This window comes from Rubripirellula reticaptiva (assembly GCF_007860175.1).
GTDB classification, from domain to species: Bacteria; Planctomycetota; Planctomycetia; order Pirellulales; family Pirellulaceae; genus Rubripirellula; species Rubripirellula reticaptiva.
This window is the reverse complement of the sequence record NZ_SJPX01000006.1, coordinates 705,612-730,210: the sequence shown is the minus strand read 5'-3', so window position 1 is coordinate 730,210 and position 24,599 is coordinate 705,612. Positions and strand designations below refer to the sequence as shown.

General features: G+C 53.7%; 19 protein-coding genes. 7 read left to right on the top strand and 12 right to left on the bottom strand.

What is annotated here, in order from left to right:
• Positions 1–139: 139 nt before the first annotated feature.
• The 8 genes from hmpA to Poly59_RS29875 all read right to left on the bottom strand — a co-directional run bounded on the left by hmpA (position 140) and on the right by Poly59_RS29875 (position 11,341).
• Positions 140–1,369, bottom strand: a complete 1,230-nt coding sequence (hmpA, locus tag Poly59_RS28380) for an NO-inducible flavohemoprotein (RefSeq protein WP_146537432.1) — start codon at positions 1,367–1,369, stop codon at positions 140–142.
• A gap of 667 nt (positions 1,370–2,036) precedes the next feature.
• Entirely contained in the window at positions 2,037–2,558 is a 522-nt protein-coding gene (locus Poly59_RS28375; protein ID WP_146537431.1) for a PTS sugar transporter subunit IIA, read from the bottom strand.
• A 15-nt stretch (positions 2,559–2,573) separates the two neighbouring features.
• On the bottom strand, positions 2,574–3,932 hold the full coding sequence (locus Poly59_RS28370) for a sigma-54-dependent transcriptional regulator (RefSeq protein WP_146537430.1): 1,359 nt from the start codon (positions 3,930–3,932) through the stop codon (positions 2,574–2,576).
• 8 nt (positions 3,933–3,940) lie between these two features.
• Positions 3,941–5,395, bottom strand: coding sequence for a two-component system sensor histidine kinase NtrB (locus Poly59_RS28365; protein ID WP_146537429.1), 1,455 nt, complete (start codon positions 5,393–5,395; stop codon positions 3,941–3,943).
• Between the two features lie 2 nt (positions 5,396–5,397).
• Positions 5,398–8,844: an efflux RND transporter permease subunit gene (locus Poly59_RS28360; protein WP_146537428.1), complete on the bottom strand. Its 3,447-nt coding sequence runs from the start codon at positions 8,842–8,844 to the stop codon at positions 5,398–5,400.
• A 63-nt stretch (positions 8,845–8,907) separates the two neighbouring features.
• The gene (locus Poly59_RS28355; RefSeq protein ID WP_146537427.1) at positions 8,908–10,146 is read right to left on the bottom strand and encodes an efflux RND transporter periplasmic adaptor subunit; all 1,239 of its coding nucleotides are present in this window, start codon (positions 10,144–10,146) and stop codon (positions 8,908–8,910) included.
• 804 nt (positions 10,147–10,950) lie between these two features.
• Complete coding sequence (locus tag Poly59_RS28350) at positions 10,951–11,130, bottom strand: hypothetical protein (RefSeq protein WP_146537426.1); 180 nt, start codon at positions 11,128–11,130, stop codon at positions 10,951–10,953.
• A 22-nt stretch (positions 11,131–11,152) separates the two neighbouring features.
• On the bottom strand, positions 11,153–11,341 hold the full coding sequence (locus Poly59_RS29875; protein WP_186776577.1) for a hypothetical protein: 189 nt from the start codon (positions 11,339–11,341) through the stop codon (positions 11,153–11,155).
• 74 nt (positions 11,342–11,415) lie between these two features.
• On the opposite strand from Poly59_RS29875, the gene Poly59_RS28345 reads away from it, so the two are divergent.
• Both Poly59_RS28345 and Poly59_RS28340 read left to right on the top strand, forming a co-directional pair.
• Complete coding sequence (locus Poly59_RS28345) at positions 11,416–11,649, top strand: carbon storage regulator (protein ID WP_146537425.1); 234 nt, start codon at positions 11,416–11,418, stop codon at positions 11,647–11,649.
• Positions 11,649–11,909 (top strand): hypothetical protein, encoded by a 261-nt coding sequence (locus Poly59_RS28340; protein ID WP_186776576.1) that lies wholly within the window; start codon positions 11,649–11,651, stop codon positions 11,907–11,909. Before Poly59_RS28345 ends, Poly59_RS28340 begins: the two co-directional genes overlap by 1 nt.
• A gap of 82 nt (positions 11,910–11,991) precedes the next feature.
• Here Poly59_RS28340 and Poly59_RS28335 read toward each other — a convergent pair whose 3' ends face one another.
• Both Poly59_RS28335 and Poly59_RS28330 read right to left on the bottom strand, forming a co-directional pair.
• Positions 11,992–12,279, bottom strand: a complete 288-nt coding sequence (locus tag Poly59_RS28335) for a hypothetical protein (RefSeq protein ID WP_146537423.1) — start codon at positions 12,277–12,279, stop codon at positions 11,992–11,994.
• 180 nt (positions 12,280–12,459) lie between these two features.
• Entirely contained in the window at positions 12,460–13,167 is a 708-nt protein-coding gene (locus Poly59_RS28330) for a cytidylate kinase-like family protein (protein WP_146537422.1), read from the bottom strand.
• Between the two features lie 559 nt (positions 13,168–13,726).
• On the opposite strand from Poly59_RS28330, the gene nhaD reads away from it, so the two are divergent.
• The 3 genes from nhaD (at position 13,727) to Poly59_RS28315 (ending at position 18,482) form a co-directional block, all read left to right on the top strand.
• A complete protein-coding gene (gene nhaD / locus Poly59_RS28325; protein WP_146537421.1) occupies positions 13,727–15,073 on the top strand; it encodes a sodium:proton antiporter NhaD in 1,347 nt (448 codons plus the stop codon).
• A 243-nt stretch (positions 15,074–15,316) separates the two neighbouring features.
• Positions 15,317–17,251: a TolC family protein gene (locus Poly59_RS28320; protein WP_186776575.1), complete on the top strand. Its 1,935-nt coding sequence runs from the start codon at positions 15,317–15,319 to the stop codon at positions 17,249–17,251.
• A gap of 214 nt (positions 17,252–17,465) precedes the next feature.
• Entirely contained in the window at positions 17,466–18,482 is a 1,017-nt protein-coding gene (locus Poly59_RS28315) for an NAD(P)H-dependent flavin oxidoreductase (protein WP_222436186.1), read from the top strand.
• 199 nt (positions 18,483–18,681) lie between these two features.
• On the opposite strand, the gene Poly59_RS29870 is transcribed toward Poly59_RS28315, so the two are convergent.
• Positions 18,682–18,933 carry a hypothetical protein gene (locus Poly59_RS29870; protein WP_186776574.1) on the bottom strand — a complete coding sequence of 84 codons (252 nt, stop codon included), beginning with the start codon at positions 18,931–18,933 and terminating at the stop codon, positions 18,682–18,684.
• A 313-nt stretch (positions 18,934–19,246) separates the two neighbouring features.
• Between Poly59_RS29870 and Poly59_RS28310 the strand changes: the two genes are divergently transcribed.
• Together Poly59_RS28310 and Poly59_RS28305 are read left to right on the top strand one after the other, a co-directional pair.
• Positions 19,247–20,470, top strand: a complete 1,224-nt coding sequence (locus tag Poly59_RS28310; protein WP_146537420.1) for an MFS transporter — start codon at positions 19,247–19,249, stop codon at positions 20,468–20,470.
• Between the two features lie 434 nt (positions 20,471–20,904).
• Positions 20,905–23,130: an outer membrane protein assembly factor BamB family protein gene (locus Poly59_RS28305; RefSeq protein WP_146537419.1), complete on the top strand. Its 2,226-nt coding sequence runs from the start codon at positions 20,905–20,907 to the stop codon at positions 23,128–23,130.
• A gap of 9 nt (positions 23,131–23,139) precedes the next feature.
• On the opposite strand, the gene Poly59_RS28300 is transcribed toward Poly59_RS28305, so the two are convergent.
• The gene (locus Poly59_RS28300; protein WP_146537418.1) at positions 23,140–24,516 is read right to left on the bottom strand and encodes an MFS transporter; all 1,377 of its coding nucleotides are present in this window, start codon (positions 24,514–24,516) and stop codon (positions 23,140–23,142) included.
• Positions 24,517–24,599 lie beyond the last annotated feature (83 nt).

Below are 24,599 nucleotides of genomic sequence, written 5' to 3'. Positions count from 1 at the left end.
GATCAATCTTCGCGTCACCGCGACACGATCCGATAGCTTAATTGATTGAGAGTTGCGTGTGCTGCGTTTCCATTGGCATTTGGCATGATGCAGAGTTCGACGTCGCCAATGGAAATCGGTTGAGGCGGTCCGTTGCATGCTACGCGTTTACTAACTCTTCCTTGGGACCAAAGAATTCGTAACGAACTCGAGTTTCGTCAACGCCCAGCTTTTGCAAACAGGCGTGAATGTTTTGCATGAAAGGCTTGGGGCCACAGAAGTAAAAGTCTGCATCGGCGAATGGTGTCCACCGGCGCAACAGATCCGTAGTGACAAATCCAACTGCATCGCACTTACCGCTTTCGACATCGCCATCAAGAGGCACGTCGTACAGGACTTTCGTGTGCATGCTCGAACTCTGTGACGCCAAGTTCTTGATCTCGTCGGCGAATGCATGCACTCGGCTGTTTCTCGCCGCTTGAAGGAAATAGATCGGTGACCCGGGGTTGGCATGCACCATTGATTTGGCCATCGATAAGAGTGGTGTGACGCCAATACCGCCTGCCAGCAGCACCACGGGTCGGCCATCGGAGTTGTCAGGCTCGATCGTAAACTCGCCACAAGGCGGACCGATTTCGACGTGGTGCCCTTCTTCGATGGCGTCGTGCAGATGTCCGGAAATCAAACCGTGCGGTGCGCCCGGTGCCAGCGGTTCTTCTCGCTTGACACTGATGCGAAGATGCTCGGCGTTCGGTTTATCAGACAGGCTGTAGTTGCGAGGCGACGTTGGTGTGGTCGGGTGTTTGATATGAACGGTGATGTATTGGCCCGGCTTGAACGGTGGCAACGGTGATTCGTCTTCGGGCTTGAGATAAAACGAGGTGACGACGTCGCTTTCGGAAACCTTTCTAGAAACCACGAACGTTCGAGTCCCGTTCCATCCGCCCGGCGCAGTTTGTTGTTCGTCATAGATCGCATCTTCGCGGCCGATGAAGATGTCCGCTAAGAATCCGTAGGCTTCGGCGACCGCTTCGATGATCTCGTCTGTGGCGCCGTCGCCCATCACGTCCTTGATAGCAGCCAGCAAGTGTTTGCCAACGATCGGATAGTGTTCCGCTTTGATGCCCAGCGAACAATGCTTCTGACCAATCAATTCGATCGCGGGCATCAACACGGTGGGATTGTCGATGTGAGTGAAGTAGGCACAGATCGCACCAGCCAGTGCTTTCTGTTGGCCGCCGGAATGCTGGTGTGCCTGATTGAAAAACTTTTTTACTTCGGGGTTTCCTTCGAACATCAGTTCATAGAACCGACGCGTGATTGTTTCCGCGTTGGCTGCGACTAAGGGAGTGATCTCTTTGACGATCCGGATCGTTTTGTCGCTCAGCATGTCGGTTGTTTCCTGGTTATTAGTAGCCGAAGTTGCCAGACTTTTGGCATTGGGGCATCGGAATCCCAGATTCGACGAAGTTTGTCGACGGGATGCGATCTGCACCAGAACGTACACTTCCTAATGTGTACGTCAAGGTACACTTTTGGGTGCAGGGCAAGTTTTGGTTCAAACGGGCAGAGCTTGAGACCTGTTCCCATAAAGCCGAATGCGAGCTAATTGCTGTAAATGCTTGGCAAAGCCGCCTGCGCGATAACGAGTTTGCATGTGTTCAATGCATTCGCACCGATAGGTTGCACGGATAGGATGCAACGATAAGATGCACCGGGGCTCAACCTCGCCCGTTTTTCGATCGCAACGTCAATCGTTTTGCTTGCGTGTTGGCAAATTGCCGTTACTCCGTCTGCTGGCACGGACTTGGCAATGCGTTGCAAATACAGTTCCTGGATCCGATGTCCAGTGTGGTTACCTTCATCGCAACGGCGGCTTGATTGACGACCGGCGTGGGATGGGTGCCGTAAATCCTGACGCGATTCTTTGGCCGTTTCTTTCTGCTTTGAACTGCTACGCGTTGGCTTTGTGCGGTTCTGATTTGTCCGAGGTAATAATCGGAAGACCAAACCAGCTGCCCCAACGGATGCCGTTTGTTTTGGATTGCGACACGATTTTAGCGAGCGTCAAAGCGGCAAAGTGTGCGGTGGAATGCGGTTGCGTTTTCGTTCTTGATCAACTGAACTGCTGCGGCTTTATTGCTAAGCAGACTGACCAGACGGCTGAGCAATTGGGTATGGTGCTCGCGGCTGGCGTAAGGCGACAGTGTCAAGAAGACGAGTTTGGTTTCTGCGCCATCGTTGGAATCGAAGGGGACGCCTGACGGCAGGATGGCGATCGAGCCAATGAAGTTTTTGACATGCGGAGTCCGAAGATGGGGAAACGCGAGTCCGCGGCCAAATGCGGTCGACGCTAGGCTTTCGCGAAACGTAATACGGTGAATGATCTCGTTGGTTTGGTTTACGCCCAGCCGGCCGGTATTCGATAGCCGTTGGACCAACTTCGCGACGACGGATAGCTTGGTTTCCCGTTCGCCGAGAACCATGACGGTATCGGCGTGAAAGACACTTGCGAACGAAAGGTCAGGTGCGATCGATGGATGGTTGCGATCGTTGGCAGGAACGGTCGAGACAGTCATTGCGTTCACCGGTTCTTAGTGAAGGTCGTATTTGTTCATTTTGTAGTGCAAGGTACGGACACTGATGCAAAGCGATTTAGCCGTTAGCTCGCGATGGTAGTCGTTTGCCGCTAACGCAGATTCGATACCTGATTTTTCCGCTGCTTCGGTGATTTCGGCAAGCGTTCGAACGGGGTGATTTAACGATACTTCGCCTTGGGGTAGATCGTCCGGTAGGTCACGGATTCCGATCTTGTCGCTCGTTGACGTCACGACGACACGTTCAATTACGTTTCTTAGTTGGCGAACATTTCCGGGCCATCGGGCGTTGATTAGTAACTGCATCGCGTCAGAGTCAAATGCCTTGGGCGGTCGGCCGTGACGTTTTTGAAAGTGTTCTAGAAAGTATTCCACCAACAGGGGCACGTCGCCACGACGCGACCTGAGCGGCGGAACGTGAATCGGTACGATGTTCAAGCGATAGTAAAGGTCTTCGCGAAACGTTCCTTCGGCGAGCATCTGCGACACGTCGCGGTTTGTCGCTGACACGATTCTTGCATCCGATTGCAATTCAGCTTCACCGCCCACCCGCAAGTATCGCTGGGATTCCAACACGCGAAGCAGATCGACTTGGCTCTTGGCAGGAATTTCGGTGATCTCGTCGAGAAAGAGAGTGCCGCCGATTGCTTGTTCAAAACAGCCGGGTTTCTGACGCGAAGCACCGGTAAACGAACCCTGTTCGTGACCAAATAGCTCGCTTTCCAATAGCGATTCAGGCAACGCACCAAGGTTCACTGCGATGAACGGATTGGACGCCCGGTTGCTTTGGTCATGAATCGCTCGAGCAATCAGTTCCTTGCCCGTACCGCTTTCGCCCTGGATCATGACGGTGGCATCAGTCGAGGCGACTTGGCGAATCTGCACCAGTAACTCTTGGATCGCTTGGCTGTTGCCAATGATTCCGCTGATCTCGCCTGCGGCAGCTAGTTTTTCTTTCAGCTCGTGGTTTTCATTCTTAAGCCGGTGGTGGGCGGCAGCTCGGCTGACCTGTTCCCTTATCAGGTTCAAGTCGACCGGCTTGCTGATGAAGTCAAACGCACCACGGCGCATCGCATCGACAGCCGTTTCCATACTGCCGTGAGCCGTGATCACGATGGTGGTTGTCCCTGGACTTCGTTGCTTGACCAGCGAAATTAGATCCAAACCATCTCGATCACCAGGCATTCGCACGTCGGCGATGACGAGCTGAAAGTCGCCTGCGTCAAACTTGTCGAGTCCTTCATTGACCGTTCCGGCTGTGTCGATTTGGTTGGCTAGCTTGGACAGACCTTTAGCGAGTCCCGAACGGATGTTGGGTTCGTCGTCAACGATCAGGACATTGAAATTGCTATTCATGTTTACTTCTAATGGGCTTGTATCACGCCCAACTGAGCGTCTGGTGAACGTGTTGGCAACGTTTGGAAGTCCATTGGGCTCTCTGCTTGGTCAAGCAAATCACCCGACGAAACGTTGGCTTGAGACTCGAATGGTAATGTGACTTCAAACGTCGTTCCGTTTGCGGAACTATAAAAATCAAGTGTTCCCTGGTGTTGCCGCACGATCTTGTCACAGAGTGCCAATCCCAATCCGGTGCCGTGATCTTTGGTTGTGAAATAGGGGTCGAGGATCTTGTCGGCTAGGCTTGCTGGAATGCCATTTCCAGTATCTGCAAAGTTAATCCGCAACGATTCGTCGATGTGATCGATTGAAATTGTCAGTTGTCCACCCTCCGGCATCGCCTCCGTCGCGTTAATGAATAGGTTTAAAAAAACTTGTTCTAGACGCGTCTGGTCAGCCTCCAACGTCGTTTCACCTTCGCCTGTATTCAAAACGACCAATATATTTTGCTGATGAGTTTGTAGTCGCATCAATTCAACTTGTTGCTTTAGCATTTCGGCGATATCCACTCGGATCGAATGGAGACTGTCAATTGCCGCGAAATCGCGAAAGCTTTCTAAAACTCCGCCGATCCGCGTTACTTCGGTCCGGATGACGCCAAGCATCTGTCGATTCTCGTCCGAGGTTCCATCTGATTCGAGTTGTTCTTCTAGCAGCTGAACGTGCAGCGACAATGCAGCTAGCGGGTTCTTGATCTCGTGGTGCAGACCACCAGCGAGCGAACCTAGCCCCATGTAACGCTCCATCCGTCGCATTCGTTGTTCGATTAAAAATCGCTCGGTGACGTCGCGAAGTTGAATCACATTTCCAACTTCGTTTCCTTCGTGATCGTTCAACGTTTGACAGAAGGTACGAAGCCGGCGAGTACCACCGTCGATTTCGACGGAAAGATCCCGAAACATTTCAGTCGATCGTTCCGCCATCCAGTCATCGCGGAACTCGTTTAGGGCAACGGTCTTGAAACCTGCGATTGAGTCGCCGACGCAGTCTGAATCAAGTTCAAGCAGTTCGATGCCACGCTGATTGATGCTGGTGACGTATCCAGCCAAGTCTGTTGTAATCACGCCAAGGTCCATCCCGCTGATCACATCGCTGGCGAGCGCTTTAAAATCGCGTAGTGACGCTTGCGAAGCATGGTAGGCACGCCACAACAAGATGACAGCGATTCCGGCGACGGTGACGTTTATGACGACCAAGATCGTCAAACGAAACTGCCACTTCAACTCGCCTGCCAAATATTCGGCAGGCCCCCTTTCGCCAGTTGGCAACTCTTTCATCAGACTGTCGACAACTGATTGCTCCTTGGTCAGGTCGGTTAGCATCCATAGGGTGATTGCTAGGGCCGCTGCGCTTAGCAAAGACAAACCGATCACGGCTACCCGATAGTTCTTTCCGATTTCGGTTGTCTGATTGCGAAACATGGTTAGTGCGTGTCCCCATGGTGACGCTCGAATATTTCACTGAGCGGTTCCTCGTGTTCGTCACGAATCAGGTGTCGTCCATCAGCAAGTTTTGCGAACAGATAGTAAAGTCCTGGGATCACCAGAACGCCCACAAGTGTCCCCAGCAACATGCCGCCGACTGCCGTGGTACCGATTGTTCGGTTTCCGATCGCCCCGGGACCAGTTGCTCGTACCAACGGGATCAGACCGGCGATGAACGCGAAAGAAGTCATCAAAATCGGGCGAAACCGCAGCTTCCCGCCTTCGATGCCGGCTTCCATGATGCTTAGGCCCTGTTGGCGACGTTGCACCGCAAACTCGATGATCAGAATCGCATTCTTGCCCAGCAAACCGACCAGCATCACTAAGCCGATTTGGCAATACACATCGTTGGCGAGCCCCATCGACTTTAGGAACAAGAACGACCCAAATAGTCCGACTGGTAGTGACGCCAGCACGGCTAGCGGGATGATGAAGCTTTCGTACTGTCCGACTAAGACCATATAAACAAAGATCACCACGATTGCGAAAATATAGACGGCGGTGTTACCAGCTTTTGCTTCGTCATAGGCGAGACCTTGCCAGTCGATACTGAACCCGTTCGGCAGCGTTTCGGCAGCGACTTCTTTGATTGCCGCGATTGCTTCGCCGCTGCTGTATCCCGCCGCGGGTGCACCCTGGATTGGTGCGGTCGGATACAAGTTGTACCGACTGATTTCGTTCAAACCTTGCTTCTTTTCGATACGCATGAACGCAGAATAGGGCACCATTTCGCCAGAATCATTTTTGACGAACAAGTTGTCCAAGTCATCAGGATAGCGACGGAACTGTGGCGCGGCTTGAACGTAGACTTTGTAAAACTGGCCAAAGCGAACGAACCCCTGTTCCCACGTGCTTCCGATCACGATTGACAAGTTGTCCATGGCGTCGCGGATCGAGACGCCTTTTTGCATCGCGACGTCATTGTCGATGATGATTTCGTATTGGGGATAGTTGGCGGCAAAGAAGGTAAACAGACCTTTCAGTTCAGGGCGTTTGCCGAGCGCTTCCATGAACTTGTCGGTCTCTTCTCCCAAAGCCGTGTAGTCACCGCTGTTGGTTTGATCTAGCAGATTCACCGAGAATCCACCTGCGGCACCAAAGCCTGGTACGGCGGGCGGTTCGAAGAATTCCAGTTTTACGTTGGCGATATCAGTGCCGCGTTCTTCTAGTTCTTCAATGATTTGCTTCGAGGTTAGCTCGCGATCAGCCCAGGGTTTCAAGTTAATGATGCATGTGCCAGCATTTGATCCGCGCCCTTCAGTCAAGACTTCGTAGCCAGCGATCGACGAGACCGAGGTTACCTCGTCCATCTGTTTGCAAATCGCTTGCAGTTCATGACACTTTGCGTTGGTGTATTCCAGTGTTGAGCCGGGCGGCGTCTGCACGATGCCGTAGATCATGCCTTGGTCTTCCAGCGGAATGAAGCCAGTCGGCAATACCTTGTTGACGACAAGGATGCCGTAGCCAAACGCGGCGATCACAACCATGGTCAAAAGTCGGCGTGTGATGATGTGACGAAGAATGCCGGCGTAACCGCTGGTAACCTTTTCGACGCCGCGGTCAAACACATGCAAAAAGACCCCGATGGGACTGCGTCGCTTTGGGCTGCCGTCGTGACCGGAGAACATGGCTCGAAACGAGAATGCAGCTAACACTGCGACAGCAGCAGCAATGATTTGAACGCGGGTGTCGTCTAGTTCGATTTGTTCGGATAGTACTTCGTGAACGATCTCAACATGCAGCAGATAATAGGTGCCGATACCAACGGCCACCCCGAGTATCAAGCACAACAGACCGCGAAAAACAAACGCGAACTGCCCCGTCGTTTTGGCCAAGCCTCGGTTGATTGCGCCGACAATTCCTCGCTGGCCTTTGTCGTCAAGCGGTTTCAAGATCATCGCGCATAACACCGGCGTCAGCGATAGTGCGACAACCCCCGAGATGACAATCGACATTGCCATCGTTAGTGCAAACTGTCGGTAAAACACGCCTACCGGGCCAGTCATGAATGTTACGGGAACGAAAACAGCGGTCATCACCAACGTGATCGCAATGATCGCTCCGCTGATTTCGCGAACCACTTCTTGGGTAGCCTGGTAGGGGCCAAGGTGTTTCGCGTGCATTTTCTCGTGGACTGCTTCGACCACGACAATCGCGTCGTCGACCACCACACCGATGGCCAACACGAGTGCGAATAGAGTGATCAAGTTAATTGACATGCCAAACATCAGCATGAAGAAGAACGTTCCGATCAGCGAAACGGGAACCGCTAGTGTCGGAATCAAGGTGCTGCGAAAGTCGCCAAGAAACAGATAGACGACCAAGGACACCAAAATGAATGCTTCGAATAGAGTGTGAAGCACTTTTTCAATCGACGCGTCTAGGAAGTTCGAGACGTCGTAGGTCACTGCGTAGTCCATGCCTGGCGGAAACTGTTTCTCTTTGATCTCGGCGACCTTCTCTTTGACTTTCTCGATCACTTCGGCCGCATTCGAGCCGGGAGTTTGTTTCAGGACGATGGCGGCGGCGGGCAAGCCGTCGATATCGGAATAGAGGTCATAGAAAGACGATCCGAGCGAGACCTTGGCGACATCGCCGAGTCGCAGGATCTCGCCTTCCTGTGTTGCTCGCAAAATGATCTTGCTGTATTCCTCGGGCGTGGTGTAGCGGCCAACCCAGGTCAGCACGTATTCAAGTGTTTGCGATGTTGTTCCGGTGGCTTGTCCAAGTCGCCCTGGCGAGCCGATCATGCTTTGTTCGGCGAGCGCTTCCATCACGTCTTCCGCATCGACCTCGTAAGCTCGCATGCGTTCTAGGTCTAATTCAACTCGCATCGCATACGACCGGTTGCCTAGAATCGATGCGAAACCGACGCCTGGTATGCGTTTGATTTCGTTCAGAATGTTGACGGTGGCATAGTTGTAAAGATAGTTCTGGTCGACGTTTGGATCGGTGCTGAACACGTTCACGTACATCAGCATGCTGGTCATGTTTTGCATGACGATGATGCCTTCGCGCTGGACGATCGGTGGCACATTGTTCTTGACCATCTGAACGCGGTTGTTCACGTTCATGACCGCGACGTCGGGGTCAGTGCCGGGTTCAAAAATGATCTGGATGGTTCCTTCGCCTGCGCTGGTGGCGTCGCTCAACATGTATCGCATGTTGGGCACGCCGTTGATCGCTTGCTCTAAGATGACCATCGTCGAGTCGATCAGGATCTTTGCACTCGCACCTGGATAGGACACCGACACGCGAACGCTAGGCGGTGCGACCGATGGGAACTGCGATATCGGAAGCACGTTGATCGCCAGCCCACCCATGAACAGGATCAGCAGCGAAATGACGATGGCCAACGCGGGCCGATTTAGAAATTTTTCAAACATCGGTGCAGAGTTACTTTAGGATGGGTGGCGTTAGCTTCTTGCTCGCGAACGTGATCGTTCGTGTTATTCCGCGTGATTCTTAAGATTGGCGAGCACGGTTTCAGGCTCGGCAAACTCGTACTCGATCTTTTCGCCGTCGCGAACTTGGCGAATGCCTTCGAGCACAATCTTTTCGCCTGCTGCGAGTCCTTCGGACAAAATGAAGATGTCGTCCTTTTCGTTTTTGACAACGATCTCGCGTTGATGAACCACGTTGTCTTCACCGACGACATAGGCATACTTCTTTGCCAAAATTTCATACGTCGCTCGTTGCGGAATTACGATCGCATCGTTTTCAATTTTGTGAATCAAGATCGTTCCGGTTTGGCCGTGGCGCAGCAGACCTTCAGAGTTTTGGAAGTCGGCGCGGAATGCGATGTTGCCGGTTTCGTTGTTGAAGTCGGCTTCGATGGCTCCGATCTTGCCGGGTTGATTGAAGATTTGGTGGTTCGCTAGTTTCAACTGCACGTTTAGGCTGTCTCGGTCCTGTCCCGCATTCAACGCAGCTTGGTATTCCAGATAGCGAGCCTCGGGGACGTTGAAGTAGACCCACATCACGCTGTTGTCGGACATGGTCGTCAACATCGCGCCCTCTTCGACAAGGCTGCCCTCTTGTTCGTGCAAGCGGTCGACGATGCCATCGAACGGTGCCTTGATGTCAGCAAAATTCATTTCGGCTTGGGCCAATTTGACCTTGGCGAGCGCTTTTGCGAGTTTTGCCTTTGCGAGTTTCAGTTCTTGTTCCGAAACGATGTTCTGCTGGACTAAACTTTGTGTGTTGCTGTATTCGACTTCGGCCAGTTGGGCTTCGGCCATGTCGGCGTCCAGTCGTGCTTCGTACAAAGTCGGCAAGATGCGAAACAACGACTGACCCTTTTTTACGGTTTGTCCTTCGCCCACTCCGATCTCGTTCAAATAGCCGCCTTCGAGTGCGCAGATTTCGATGTGGCGACGAGAGTGAATTTGGCAAACGTATTGTTGTGTCAACGTCACATCCGTCGACACCGGACTGGTGACGACGATCTTATGCTCGGCGTGATGTTCGCCCCCGCCGTGTTCAGCGACTGCGTGATGATCGGCGTTACCCTGGGTTTCAAGGTGATGTTCAGAGACCTCCGCGAGTTCAAGTGCTTCGTCGGCGTTTTCACCAGATGATGCTTGCGAACCGAAGTGATCGTTGTAGGTTTCTTTCAGCCTGCCAACGCCTGCCACCGACAGCGAGGCGATCGCGACGATGACCGTTAGGGCTAGCTTGATACGCATTGGTAACAATTCCTGTGATGGGTTGGTTGACTGTGTGGTGTTACGACGAGAGAGAGCAGATATCGCTAAACTGCATACCAAAGCATCGCTCGTGCCAAACGGACTTGTCCGGAGATGGTTTGTGCGAATGAACCGTGTTTTACGATCGCTTTTGGGGGAGAATCAGTTTTCTTGGTTCTTCTGACTCGAGGTTGCTTAGCCGGGGCGAGTCTGCAATTTCTTTCACAGTCCCGGCAAACCTCTGCACTCGGGGTGGACTATCGAGTGGGATCGCAGGTCGTTTGCGAGAGTGACTCAGTGAGTGGCATGCTTGAAGGCGACCGGCTTGTTTGGCGCACTCGATTGGTTGTGCACACGCGATCGGGCGACATCGAGGTGTGAAGGACTCAATGAGAAAGCGGCCTTCGCATTCGTCCGGTTGTCTGGGGAAAACAACTCGGACGTTGCGAAGGCCGCAATTTGGCATCCTTCATTGGGAGCACGGGTTCACGACGGCATCAACGCGAACGATTGAAGATCGTTGGTCGGCTCGTTCGGCGAGTGATCTGCGCACAATGTGGCTCGGGATTTTTGAAGAACAATCCCTCGGGATGCTGGCGTCGATCAACAACGCTGCGAATGTGGGACGCGTGCGCAAGACTTGACCCGCCGAGAACGGCGATCAAGGATCCGACTACTAAAGTTGCACGAAGAAAGTTTGACATGGTTGATACCTGTGGTTTGATCGGTAAGACCACCCTGTCGCGGGTACGCGACAGTCACAAAAACCGATCGCAAAGAGTCTGACCAAATCCGCCTTTGGGTTCAGTCTTCGGTGGTCTTGATGTTGAATCGACCAATCAGCAGACGCCATGCCAAGCCATATTCATATCTCAACGAACTGAGCTTGGGTGGCAATTGGGGCTGTAATTTGTCGTATGTTTCTAGCAGTCCGCTCTTCAACGACGCCTCGGTCATCCTTGTAAGGCGTGCAAGTTTTGGCATGGCACTGCAATCAGTTGCTTCATCACATTTCCCGCACCGATTTGATCGTGCCGCGAACGACACGCAGGATTGCAACATGTCTTAGCGTAGCCAGTGAATTGCTTTCGAGCAGTTTGGCCAGTGCAAAGATAGTTGAGCCTGTGAGCTTGGGACGATCGCAAAGCGTGGTTTGCGGATTGCGAAACGATTGGCCCATAGATTGCTCAGACATTGAGCATCAGTGTCGTCCGCCTGCTGCGATGGCGAGACTTGCTGTAACCATCTCCCAAATTGAAGGATCAAACAATGTTTGTTCTCAGTCGAAAGGCGAGTGGAACCATTAAAATTGTTTCGGGTGTCGCCCTCGTCGTCATGAGAATGGCGAGTGCGCGAGTTGAGATTGACATTGATGCTCCTCGAGAGATTGCGGTTTCGCACAGCCAGCTTCGCGATAAGGACTGCTGTGGTTACGACGAGTTTCGAGCCCTCGCTGGCTGTGCCACTGGATCTAAACGTCCTCAAGCAACACGAGAAATCTGATGGTCATGAATGCGAAACAAGACAAGTACAACTTGCCAGATAATGTGGCTAAACGGGAATGCGTTTATCGAACCGTTCACGGAATCGAAATCCAGTTCTCGCCACCCGAAATGCCTGCGGAACCTGAAAACAAGCAAGCGTTCGCCACAGGGATGGATCCGCTCGTCGCTAGCTTTGATGCCGAACATGGAGTGATCGACTGCGTTGACGAAACGGGCGCCGAATCATTCCCGGCTAGCGACCCGCCGGCCAATTGGTGAGTTGACTTTTTCGGGCTTCGCCAGAAAACAGGTGTTGGACCAAATTTCTGGCGAATGCTGCTGCGGAAGTGTGACGCCTCGCTCAGATCGATTCAGCAAACAGATTGCTGATCGCCGTCAGCAAACTGGCGGCAAGGCGCAGCGGAGCGATGTCGTTAAGTCTGGCGAACTTTTGGGAAGTGGACAACGTTAGAGGTCGTTGTTCGCGTTCACCGGACTTGTCGCGAGATTCGTTTAGATTTGAGATCCCTACGATGTCCTCGCACGCGTCCAGTGCTTTTTCAGCCGCGACGAAGGTGCCGCCGCAGTGACGGCACCCCACAGCATTGCCGCGGAATTCGATCGCAATGATGGTTGGTCGTCCGCACACGTCGCAAGATTGAACGAAGTTGTGGCGGCGGCAGTGGGCGTCGGGCAATGGCATATTTTCCTACGTACTTTCCGTATGCTTCTTTGTCGGGCGTGTCAGTGACGGGAGTCATGCAATGCGTGTTCGGTTGGTTTGCATGGGCGTAGTCGTGACACTGAAATCCTGCTTTACCGAACGCTTTCAAGCGACTTTTCGGATGAATTGGCCGATTGACTCGACGATCGTGTCCGCGGCATCGTCGAGCGAGATATCTCCCACATTTAAGATCAGATCGTATAGATGCGGATCGGTAGCTTTCTGGTGAAAGTGGTCTTTGATGTACACTTCTCGGTCGTGATCTGTATCGACGACAAACCGACGAGCATCTTTTTCACTGACACCACGTTGAAGCATTATCTGTTCGACTCGGAAATCCATCGGTGCGACGATTCGTACGGACAGGCCGCGATCGCGGGGTAAAACGAAACTAGCGCCACGGCCGACGATGACTACGTTGCCGTGGGAGGCTGCCAGCAGTAAAAGTTTGGTGACGCGATGGGTAAACGTTGATTCAGAAAACCCGAGTCCGCCAATTCGGGCAGTAACGATCGAACTGAGCCAGTTTTCATGCCGTTCGTCGACCCGCTGTATCAAGCAGCGAGGAGTGCCATAATGCTGCTCCATGTATTCGACGATTTGATGATCAAGCAAGTCCCACTGCAGTCGCTTGGCAACCTTTTCGGCTACCTCGCTGCCGCAGGCGCCGGTTTCTCGCGACACTGCAAGGTATGGTCCGACCTGCTTTTGCAGCTCGTTGTGGGGGAGTCGATTCGATGTGGTTTCGGCTTGTACCCATTTCTGGATGTTGCTTTCAGCTCGTTGTTCGATCGCAGAAACGTGAAGACTCATAAGTCTATTCCTTTCGAGAGAGTGGTTGCGTCATTCGACTGACCAAAGTGCAGCCGAAAGAAGCGTCACACACCAACAACGCACACGACGGACCAAAGCGAAAGATTCTGGCTCGTGACTTTCACGTCAACACGTCATCCATGTTGGAAATCACGTCGGTCGGTGAATTTACGATCTTGCTTCACAGATGAAACGATCGTGTTAACTTGCGACGGAGATGAAGCAAACCTTTGCATGCGAGTGCCAGATATTGCAGATCGCGATCGCTTGCTCGCACAAAATTGGCGATCTAACGCGGCTATTTTGAAATGGTCCGCGAATTGCTGATGAGTTGCTAGTGACTAGCCCCATCGGACCTCAGCTCAATACCCGGAAAATGGAATGGCGAACTTGGTCAACACCTTAGGCAATTTTTTGGGACACCGAAAGTCTTGACGCGTTTCGCTACTCGATTTTACCGCTGCGACTTTCTGATTCGTGCCGTCTAGCCGACATTCCCTCGCCGACCTCGACTTCTACCTCAACTTGGCGTCTTCGGACGCAATACTGACCTACCCGAATGACCTACCTGATCCTTGCCGTTTTCTTTCTCGGCTACGTTGCGATTGCACTCGAACACAAGTTGCACATCAACAAGGCCGCGACGGCGCTGTTGATCGGCACAGTGTGCTGGACGCTCTATCTGGTTGACTTGCCGGACCTGTTGCCGGTCGATGCGATACCGTCGTGGTTTCGTCAAATTGCCGTAAACGAACAGGCGTCGGAGATTCCGTTGCACTACGCAATCGATGTTCAACACCTGCATCAAACGGGCGAGATTGCCAGTATTCTATTTTTTCTGGTCGGCGCGATGACAATCGTAGAATTGATCGACGCTCATGAAGGCTTCTCGTTGGTGACCGATCGCATTCACACTCGCAGTCGACGTGGATTGTTGTGGACCGTTGGGTTGATGACCTTCTTCCTCTCCGCTGCTTTGGACAACCTGACGACAACCATTGTTACCGTTTCTGTTCTTAAAAAGATTATTAGTGACCGTGGAGATCGATTGAAATTTGTGGGGATGGTCGTCATCGCCGCGAACGCAGGTGGAGCCTGGACGGTGATCGGTGACGTGACCACAACGATGCTATGGATTCGTCACAAGTTAGGTGCCGTCGAGGTGATGGGCGAGTTGTTCTTGGGCAGTGTGGTTTGTTTGTTGGTGCCGCTTATCGGTATGTCTTGGCGTATGCCGGGGACAGTGTCTGCGCCCGCCGTCGCGACGGCGTCGGTTGCCGAGCACATTCGTCCTTGGCATCAATGGCTGTTCTTGATCCTTGGATTAGCAGGTTTACTATTCGTGCCCGCGTTCAAAGCACTAACGCACTTGCCGCCCTACATGGGAATGATGCTGAGCCTTTCAGTATTGTGGGTGGTTTCGGAATGTGTCGGACGCACCTTCGAAGAGGATCTTCGAACTTCCACCGGCGTCCACACGTTGCTGCGCCGCATCGACATGTCCAGCATCCTGTTCTTTTTAGGAATCCTGTTGGCCGTCGGAGCGTTGTCGGCGACCGGTTTACTTCGCATTGCCGCTGATTCGATGGATTCGCTGCTTCCCGGACGTAATGCCGTTGCGATCGCGATCGGATTGGTCTCGGCGATCATGGACAACGTTCCGCTGGTCGCGGCGGGAATCGAGATGTATGACCTGCCGATGAACGATCCATTTTGGATGCTGTTGGCTTACTGCGCGGGGACCGGCGGCAGTTGCTTGATCATTGGTTCGGCGGCCGGTGTTGCTGCGATGGGACTCGATCATATCGACTTCGTTTGGTACGTGCGAAAGATCTCTGGATGGGCATTGTTGGGATATCTCGCGGGTGCAGCGGTCGTTGTGACCATGCAATCGATCAATAGTTAGAACAGTCAAAGATGGCGTGACCGGCAAAGTCGCCGCAACTAAGACGCTTGGAAGAATCGTTCTGCAAATGTTGGCACGATCAGGTCAAAGTCGCTCGTGGCCGAATCGATGACAACTCGCCAGACGATAACGATTGAACATTCGAGATTCTGCGGTCCGTAATTGACAGTAGTTTCCGACAACTCAGCACACGACAAATTGCTTGGCAGGATGCCACTCGAGCGAAGGTGATCAGGGATGGTTATGAACCGAAGATTCTTAGAAGCGATACCGAGCAAGCTTAAAAAACGTGCCTATCTGTCGGCGATCGTTTGCGGGTTGTTGGCGACCTCGTCGGGTTGCAATATCCCAGGGCTGCGACGGGCTCAGCCCGGTGCCGCTATACCGACCGCCTACAATTGGAACAACGGCGCTCCGTTCTGGCGATCCAAAACGATGGCGTCGGCGGACGCTGCCGAATCGCACACCGCCGAGAGCGACGGTAAAGTTCACAGCCTCGATGTTGGCGAACTTCAGACAGAGCGTTGGGACGGAAACGCCAGCGAGCCAGTGGTACCGAATGAAGTTGACGTGGCGACGTTCGATAAGCAGAAGGATCCCAGCAGCTTTGGCAACTTTGTTCGAGCGACTAGCTTTCTTGACCCCGTCGCTCAAGACGATGAAAAGAATCCGGCAATCGACGATCAGATTAAAGAAATCGAAGCCGAGCTCGGCGACGACGCTGATCGCGAACCGTTGGGCGACGGTTTCGACGAAGGTCGCGACGAAAAAGAGCAAAGTTACAGATCGGACGTCACGGAATCGGCATCCGACCTTTCTGGCAACGGTCTGATCGACACCGAAATTGGTCCCAGCGACAACAGCATTGGAATCGTCGGGTTTGAGAATTCATCGCAGTTGCCGCAGGCTGTCTTTTATAACGATCCTTACCTGCTTAGCTTGATCACTGAGACGATCACGGGCAATCAAGAGCTGAAGATTCTAAGCGAAGAAGTTCGGATCGCTTGTAACGAAACCTACGCTCGTAGCGGAGAGTATCGGCCGTTCGTGACGCTGGGGGCTGGTGCTGGATTTGAAAAGACCGGTCGTCACACCCGGTCCGGCGCTGTTGAACACCAGCTTGAGGTCGCTCCGGGAAAGGAGTTCCCTGACCCACTCGGTGATTTTGGCGTAGGGGCGAATGTTTCGTGGGAAATCGATATTTGGAACAAGCTGCGGAACGCGCAAAGAGCCGCAGGAATGCGGTACCTGGCAACGCAAGAGGGACGAAACTACATCGTTACTCGAGTCGTCGCCGAAGTTGCCGAGAACTATTACAAACTTCTTGCACTGGACAGTCGTTTGCAAACTTTGCAAGCAACCGTCGAAATTCAACAACAGAGTTTGAAAGTAGCGCAATCCAAGAAAGACGCTGGTCGTGGGACCGAGTTAGCCGTTCAGCGGTTCAAGGCCGAGGTTCAAAAGAACGTTAGCGAACGATCGCTGATTGCCCAAGAGATTGTTGAAGTCGAAAACCGCATCAACTTTCTGGCGGGACGCTATCCTCAGCCCGTTGGTCGCATCAGCGCCGAGTTCGTCGACTTGAACTTGACGACGCTTGGCGCAGGTGTTCCGTCGGAACTGTTGCAGAATCGTGCCGACATCCGTGAAGCCGAACGTCAAGTCGCAGCAGCCGGTCTGGATGTGCAAGTCGCCCGGGCACGTTTCTATCCTTCGCTCAGCCTAACCGCTGGACTGGGGTGGAACGCATTCGCTACTGGCTATCTGTTTCGGACGCCTGAGTCATTGATTTACGGCATGGCGGGTGAGTTGGTTGGGCCATTGATCAACAAGCGAGCGATTAGGGCTGACTATAGCAGCGCCAACGCGTCTCAGTTGCAGGCAATCTACAACTACCAGCAGACGGTTCTGGAAGCTCATATCGAAGTGGTCAACCAGATCACCAAGGTGGAAAACTATCGGCAAAGCATCGAGGTCAAAAAGAAACAGCTTGAATCTCTGCAAGCATCGGTTGACGCCGCGAACAAGTTGTTTCAAAACGCGCGAGCTGAGTACGTCGAAGTGCTGTTGGCGCAGCGCGAAATGATGGAAGCCAAAATGGTGCTGATCGACACCAAGCAAGAACAGCTTGCGGCGATTGTCAATGCGTATCAGGCGCTCGGTGGTGGCGGCTTTTGATATCGTCACCGACAAGTCTGTTTGCACTCGGCAACGACTGTCACTTGGTTCGATACCCGAGATTCACTTCTCGCTTTCAGCGATCGTCGGCCGAATTCGTTGCAAAACTTCCGGTGGGCAAATTTGTTTGTCAATGCAGACCTAAAGCGGTGATTGATCGGCATTGCTTGCGTCCAATCCCAGGTCATCAAAGACCAAAACGGAATGAATTTCTGTGACCACGAACTGTGCGATGTTTACGGCCGTGTGTGAATTGTTGGGTTGTCGTTACCCGATACTGCAGGCTGGCATGGGCGGCGTTGCTCGGGCTGAACTCGTCGCGGCCGTCGCCGAGGCTGGGGCGTTCGGCTGTCTTGGCATGGTGCGTGAATCGCCTGAAATGATTCGCCATCAAGTTCAGCAGGTTCGCACGATGACAGACCGGCCGTTCGCTGTGAACTTGATTCCCGCGGCAACGGACCCGCATTTGTTTGCTTCCGAACTGGACGAGTGCTTGCGTCTTTGTGTCCCGACGTTGATCTATTTTTGGGACGTTGTTCCTGATGCGATTCGCCGAGCAAAGGATGCGGGTTGCAATGTTCTACATCAGGTAGGAAGTGTCGAACAAGCCTTGCTCGCGGAACAATCGGGGGCCGACGCGATCATCGCGCAAGGAGTCGAAGCGGGTGGGCATGTGCATGGCGGAGTGTCGTCTCTGGTATTGCTGCCACTTGTGGTGGATGCCGTCTCGATTCCGGTTGTCGGTTCAGGTGGTTTCGCTGGCGGGCGAAGTTTGGTGGCTTCGTTGGCGCTTGGCGGACAAGGTATCCACTGCGGAACTGCTTTTTTAGCCACGACCGAATCGTTCGCGCATGACGTTCACAAACAAACGGTGGTCGACGCGGACTCGACCGACACGATTCACACGGACGCGTTTGCAATCAACTGGCCACCGCACTCGCCAGTCCGAGTCCTAAAAAGCGAAGCGACTACGGGCATCGGAGATAATCTGTTTGGACACAGCGCAGCCGACATACCTCGACGGCAAATCGCCGAAGAGGAAGGACGCCCGATCTATCTGATGAGCACCGACTCGCCACTGAAGTCCATGACAGGTGATCTGCACAAACTCGCAATGTACGCTGGACAGGTAACGGGACAAGTTAACGAAGTGGCGACGGCGGGCGAAGTTGTCGAACGCATCGTTAGCGAAGCGGAAGCGACGATCCTTCGACTGACTTCGATTCGGTAAGTGCAGATGGCATGCTCGGATCGGCCCGACTCGTTTGATTCGTCAATAATGGCTACAAGGTGATCCGAAATGAACGTGGTGGCTTCTTCGCCATCATCGGTAACTGACTGACGTTCGTTTGTCGTTTGCACTTCTAGGATCAGCTCGAACAAACTAATTCGTGTTGCTTCGTTGTCATCGAAAATCTATAGGCCTGGTGCTAACCATCGACACGGTATCGGTTGTCGCCGGATTGAATCATGTAGGTTTGTTTTTTGCAGCAGTCCTCGACGAACCAGCCAAAGCAAGGGATACGATCTAGAGCGTTGATTGGCTGGGCGATTGCATTCTTAGGACGCAAGACACCAGCAGCAACGCCGACGGGAACAGGAGTTGGGACCAGATCGGTGTGTTCGCAACTCAACGACGCGTCCGAAGGTTCGGTAGTAAAACTCGTCAGGAGTTTCGGCACTGCATCAAGAACCAAGTCAAGTTGTAAGTCTCGACGACGTTCATTCCGACTTGTGTTTTTCCTACCCTCGCAGTTTGATGTGGTTCGCGCAGCAACGATGTGATTGCTCTTCGCGGTCTGGCCAAGAACTCAAGGACGGCGATTGGTGAAGACCAACCGAGTGACGTTCTTTCCCGGCACGTTTGCCAACGGCGTTTGGTTCCATTGCCCGGAGACGTCCGCGTGGTGCTGATGCACCCTGATCTGCATCGTCCGTTTTTGGTGTGGCTTCGGCATCGAGGCATACGCGAACATCGGTTACGATGGCTGCACCATGCCTAGTAACACCACTCGCAAATTGCTGTTCACTTGTTTGTACTTCAGCGAGGGTGCACCGATCGGGTTCATCTGGCTTGCCATGCCGACACGGTTGCGCGCCCGCGAGGTCCCCATTGAACAGATCACTTGGCTGACGGCGATGCTGGTTTTGCCTTGGACGCTGAAGTTTCTGTGGGCACCGCTGATTGATTTGCTGCGAAGCCGTTCGTGGACGCTCAGGCACTGGATCGTGACTGCACAAACGATGATGGGATTGACCCTGCTGCCGCTGTTGTGGATCGATCCGCTGGAACAACTCGGGTGGATCGCCGCAACGCTACTTGTTCACGCAGTTTCGGCTGCCACTCAGGACGTTGCAATCGACGCGTACTGCATCGCGACCACTACACTCGGCGAACGTGGGCAGTTCAATGGTTGGATGCAAACGGGAATGTTGGCGGGCCGTGCAATCATGGGCGGCGGGGCGCTGATCTTGTCGACGTACGTTGGCGACGGATTCGTGACTGTCATGTTGATCGTGCTGACCACGTTTTCGATGTCGCTTGTAATTACTCTGCCACAGCAAGTGCTGGTCAGCACCGATGGCGACCGATCATTCCGTTTGCGAGAGATTGGTCAGTCGATCAAAACGATGCTATCGCGGCGCAACACTTGGCTTGGCCTGCTGTTCGGCGGCGTCGGTGGCGCGGCGTTCAAATCTTTGGAAGTTTTCTACGGTCCTTTTTTAATCGACCGCGGAGTATCGCAAGATACGATTGGTTGGTTTTCGATGATCCCCATGATTGGCATGATGATCGTCGGTTCGCTGTTAGGCGGATGGCTGACCGATCGCGGTGGCGTTAAGAAGACCGTCGGCGGAGCCTTGGTGCTGTTGTCCACGTCTGTGGTTGCGTTGGGGCTTGCGGACCAGTTTTCGGGGCTGCAGGCGGAGACTTACGCGTTTCCAATACTGTCGATCGCGGCTCTGGGAATCGGCATTTTCACCGCGTCGTCGTATGCTTTGTTCATGGATCTGACTGAACCAAAAATCGCTGCGACACAGTTTAGCACCTTCATGGGATCCACCAATGGATGTGAATCATGGTCTAGCTACGCGTCGGGTTTGATCATCGCTGCGACGGGGTACTCCGCCGCGATGTATTCGATGGCCGCTGTGTCGCTTGTGATGGTTCCAGTACTGTTCTTACTTGATACGCGAAAGTCCGAACAAGTCGCGTAATGCAACTCGCTGAATCTTGGATTCCCTGGCGTCCAAAATGCCATTTAAAAGATCCAGTTCCTGGCGGCTTTTGACTTGCGTTGCGAATGATGCGGGGAACGCGGTGGAAAAATTTCTTCCGCCGCCTGGAAAGCATCTTCTTGTTTTTAGACCGTCTAGGCAAACTTACAGTGTGGACAATCGCTTTTCTTTGCGGCGAGATGCTCGCGTATCGGTGGGATTGCATCGGCGTTGGCCGTCCGTGCTAGGTGCCTGGCATGACTTCGTCGCGGTCGGTGAAGCTCCGTCGACTTTGGTACGGAAAGTGCCTTTCTGAGAACTTGAAATCCGCCGACAGATTCTTGCCAGAGTGACTGCGCTGTGTTGCAATGCATCCGCAAGAGCGTTGTTTTTCCGGCGGTTCCCTTCCACCTTATAGCCTACCACTTCCGAACATGCTTCGACGTCACTGCTTTGCAATCGCATGCATCACCTGCCTCACGGGCAACCTCTATTCTGGCGATTGGCCGCAGTGGCGTGGCCCGAATCAAGACAGCATTTCCATGGAGAAAGGCTTAGTTGACGCATTTGATCCCAAGGGTGGCGAAGGCAGCAACGTTTTGTGGAAGAGCGAGGTAGCGGCCGGCATTAGCACCCCAATCGTGATGAACGGACGTTTGTTCACGATCGTTCGTGACCAGCCGGACACGAACATGGATGCCGAACGAGTGATTGCGCTGGATGCCGTGACAGGAGAACTGCTGTGGGAAAACGTGTACAACGTCTTCCTGTCCGACCTGCCCGCCGAGCGTGTTGGTTGGTCGAACGTCTGTGGTGATGCGGAAATGAACCGCATCTATACGCTTGGTGCGTGTTGTTTGTTTCAGTGCATTGACGGCGAAACCGGTAAGACGGTTTGGTCTCGATCGTTGAGTGAAGAATTCGGCATGCTTAGCACGTACGGCGGTCGTACCAACACGCCAATTGTGTACGAAAACTTAGTCGTTATCAGTGGCGTTACCACGGGCTGGGACGAAACGGCCCGTCCAGGACATCGTTTTCTTGCCTTTGACAAGTCCGACGGCAAACTCGTTTGGTTGACCGGAACCCGGCCGCTACCCGAGGATACGACTTACAGCACGCCAGTGGTCCGAAAAATCAATGGGCAAGATGTCATGGTGGCGGGCAGTGGTGACGGTGATGTCTATGGAATCCAGCCACGCACCGGAAAGATTCTTTGGAATCACAGGCTGTCACGTCGTGGTATCAACACGTCGGCGGTCGTTGACGATGCGGGCCAAGTTTATGCGGCTCACGGTGAAGAAAACCCGGAAGGAACCGAGATGGGCGCGGTAGTCCGTATCGACGCAGTCGCAGCGGGCGATGGTTCAGGTGCGGCCGAAGTTTGGCGGACTGAATCGCTGACCGTTGGCAAGAGTTCGCCGCTGCTGATCGGCGATCGTTTGTACGTAGTCGAAGATTCGTCGCGTTTGCACGTGCTCGATTCGGCAAACGGTGAAGAAGTCGGCAAGCCCTTGAAACTCGGAACCGCCATGCGTGGCAGCTTGCTCTATGCGGATGGCAAAATTTACGCTGCAACGGCCAGCGGTATCATTCACATTCTTCGCCCAACGGACACGGGATTGGATTCGGACTTCAAGGTGCGTTTGCCCAAAGGACACGACGTGGGCGGTTCGATGATCGCTGCCGACGGCCGCGTTTACCTGCCGACTACCGGTGGACTGTTCTGTTTGGCGACTGGTGAAAGTTCTGGTGACGCGAAATCGGCGGAGGCTGTTCGCTCGCCATCGAGTTCGTCGAAGTCGGAACCATCGGCAGCGTCTGACGCGTCGCGAACGATCACGCAGTTGCAACTTGTCCCAGCCGAAGCGATTGTGCATCCGGGCCAGGAACTGGCATTTACCGTAAACGCTTTCAACGCCATCGGCGAACCGGTTGCGGTTCAGATGGGCGACGTCGCGTTTGAAACCACGGGCCGAGCAACGGTGGGATCGTCAGGCGTGTTTGTGCCGAATGCCGATTCCGCGCATGTTGCGGCAACGGTAAACGTTCGTCTGGGAGACGCTGTCGGAACCGCTCGTGTTCGCGTCATACCAGTGCTTCCGTGGCAATTTGATTTCACCCCTGGCGAGGTTCCCGTGACTTGGATCGGCGCTCGCTATCGTCACGAGTACCGCAAAGTTGATGGCGAACCCATGATCGTGAAGATCTCCACGATCCCCAAAGGAACCCGTAGCCAAACTTGGTTCGGTCCGACTGACTTGCACGACTACACAGTAACAGCAGACGTCAAGGCTCAATCGGGAACCAGCAAGCTGCCAGACATGGGCGTGATCGGTCAGCGTTACACGTTGGATCTGATGGGTGAGTCCCAACAATTGCAGATCAGAACCTGGGCCGCACAACTGCGAATGGCAAAGAGTGTTCCTGTCACGTGGCAAGCAGGTGTTTGGTACACGTTGAAATTCTCGGCGTCGGTTGAAGACGGCGTCGCAGTTTTAAAGGGCAAGGTCTGGCCGCGCGACGAAAAAGAGCCCGATGAGTGGACAGTAACTGCGACGGACGAAGCCGCAAATCTGATTGGCAGCCCCGGTTTGTTCGGTAACGCAACCAATGCAGAAGTCTTCATTGACAACGTAACTGTGAAGGCGACCGAGTGAAATTCTCTTTCAGTTTTCTTCAGCGCTGGCGGTAATCGGCGCAGTGACGCTGCCGGCGCCCAGGCGGACAGACAGGATTCTCATCCGGATGGTCTTGAGTGATCCTTTCGGTAGCACGACGCCCGCCAACAATCCTAGGCAGAGCATGCGGCCAGTCGATGAGATTCCGAACAGATAGTAGTACGTTCGCGACTCGCAGCCCAGCGTTGCCAGGATCGCGGCGCCGGTCAGGGCGCCCGTGCAAACCGCTAGCGTGTTGGCGAAGTTGTAGTAGGTCAGCAGTCGCGTTCGCTGGTTGGCCGGCATGGTTTCAAAGAACATCAGGAAGAACCCGAGTTCGTAGGCTGCCCATGCGATGCCGCTGAGAATTTGGATCAGTGCAAGCCAGTACAGGTTGGTCGACAGGATCCACAGCGATGCCAGGGGGACCAAACCTATTCCACCAAACCACAGTACCTTCGATGCGCCTGACCGTTCGGCAATGCGACCCCAAAAGTTGAGCGAGATAACTTTGCTGAGAAAGGCGATGGCGACCAAACTAACGTAGACGCCATATCCGAACTCCAGTTGGCCCAGCATGTAGGGGACAAAGTAGGGGCCGCTCAATTGGATAAAGACTTGCATCGCAACCAAGTAGGCCAGCAATCGCATCGCAGGACGAGTATCGGTGCTTGCGATCTGACCGAGATCAGCCACAGGTTTTGTCGTGCTTTCGATCGGCTGGTTTTTCGTTTTTGGCTCGCGTGTTCGGTGTAAGAAACCAGCCGAAACCAGTCGGAATCCGGCGGCTGCGCAGAACAGACCCGCAAATCCGATCAGTGCGATTCCATTCTTAGACGTCCAGTGCAAGATCAAGCCAGCGATCATCAGGGACACGAACGTGCAAGTTTGCTGAAGTCGAGATCGTTTGGAAAAGAATCTTGCGCGGTGTTGCGACGGAACAATTTGTTCCATCCAAGTGTTCCACGCTGGGCCGGTCGACAAACCGGCGGCCCAGTACACCGAAGCAATGATCAACATCATCGGCAGGGTCAGGGTTTCGTTCCAAGCTGCCAACGCCAATGGCAGGAACGCGAGTGCCTGTAACGAGGCGCCCAAGACGATCCATCGCCGATAGCCGCCGATTCGTTTGATCGCGTACGGTGATCCCAATTGCAGAACGCCGCCGACTAGTAACGGAATGCTGGCGACCAAACCGGCTGCGGTTTCACCCAAACCAACTGCCAATGCAAAGGCGGAAAAGTAAGTTTCGCCGCAGCCGACCATGCCGCCAAAGCACGCCGCGTCGCCCATGCTGCGTGATAGGTTCGGATCGTTGGCCCGCGAAGGAAGATCAGCGAACCTTTCAGACGCGGCGAGTGCAGGGGCAGCGAGGGAGCGGTCCATCAAAGCGAAAGTGTTTTGGGATTCGTGGTTAGCTGAAAGTCTCGGCGACATAGGTGTGACAAGAACAAATGGTCTTGATCAGG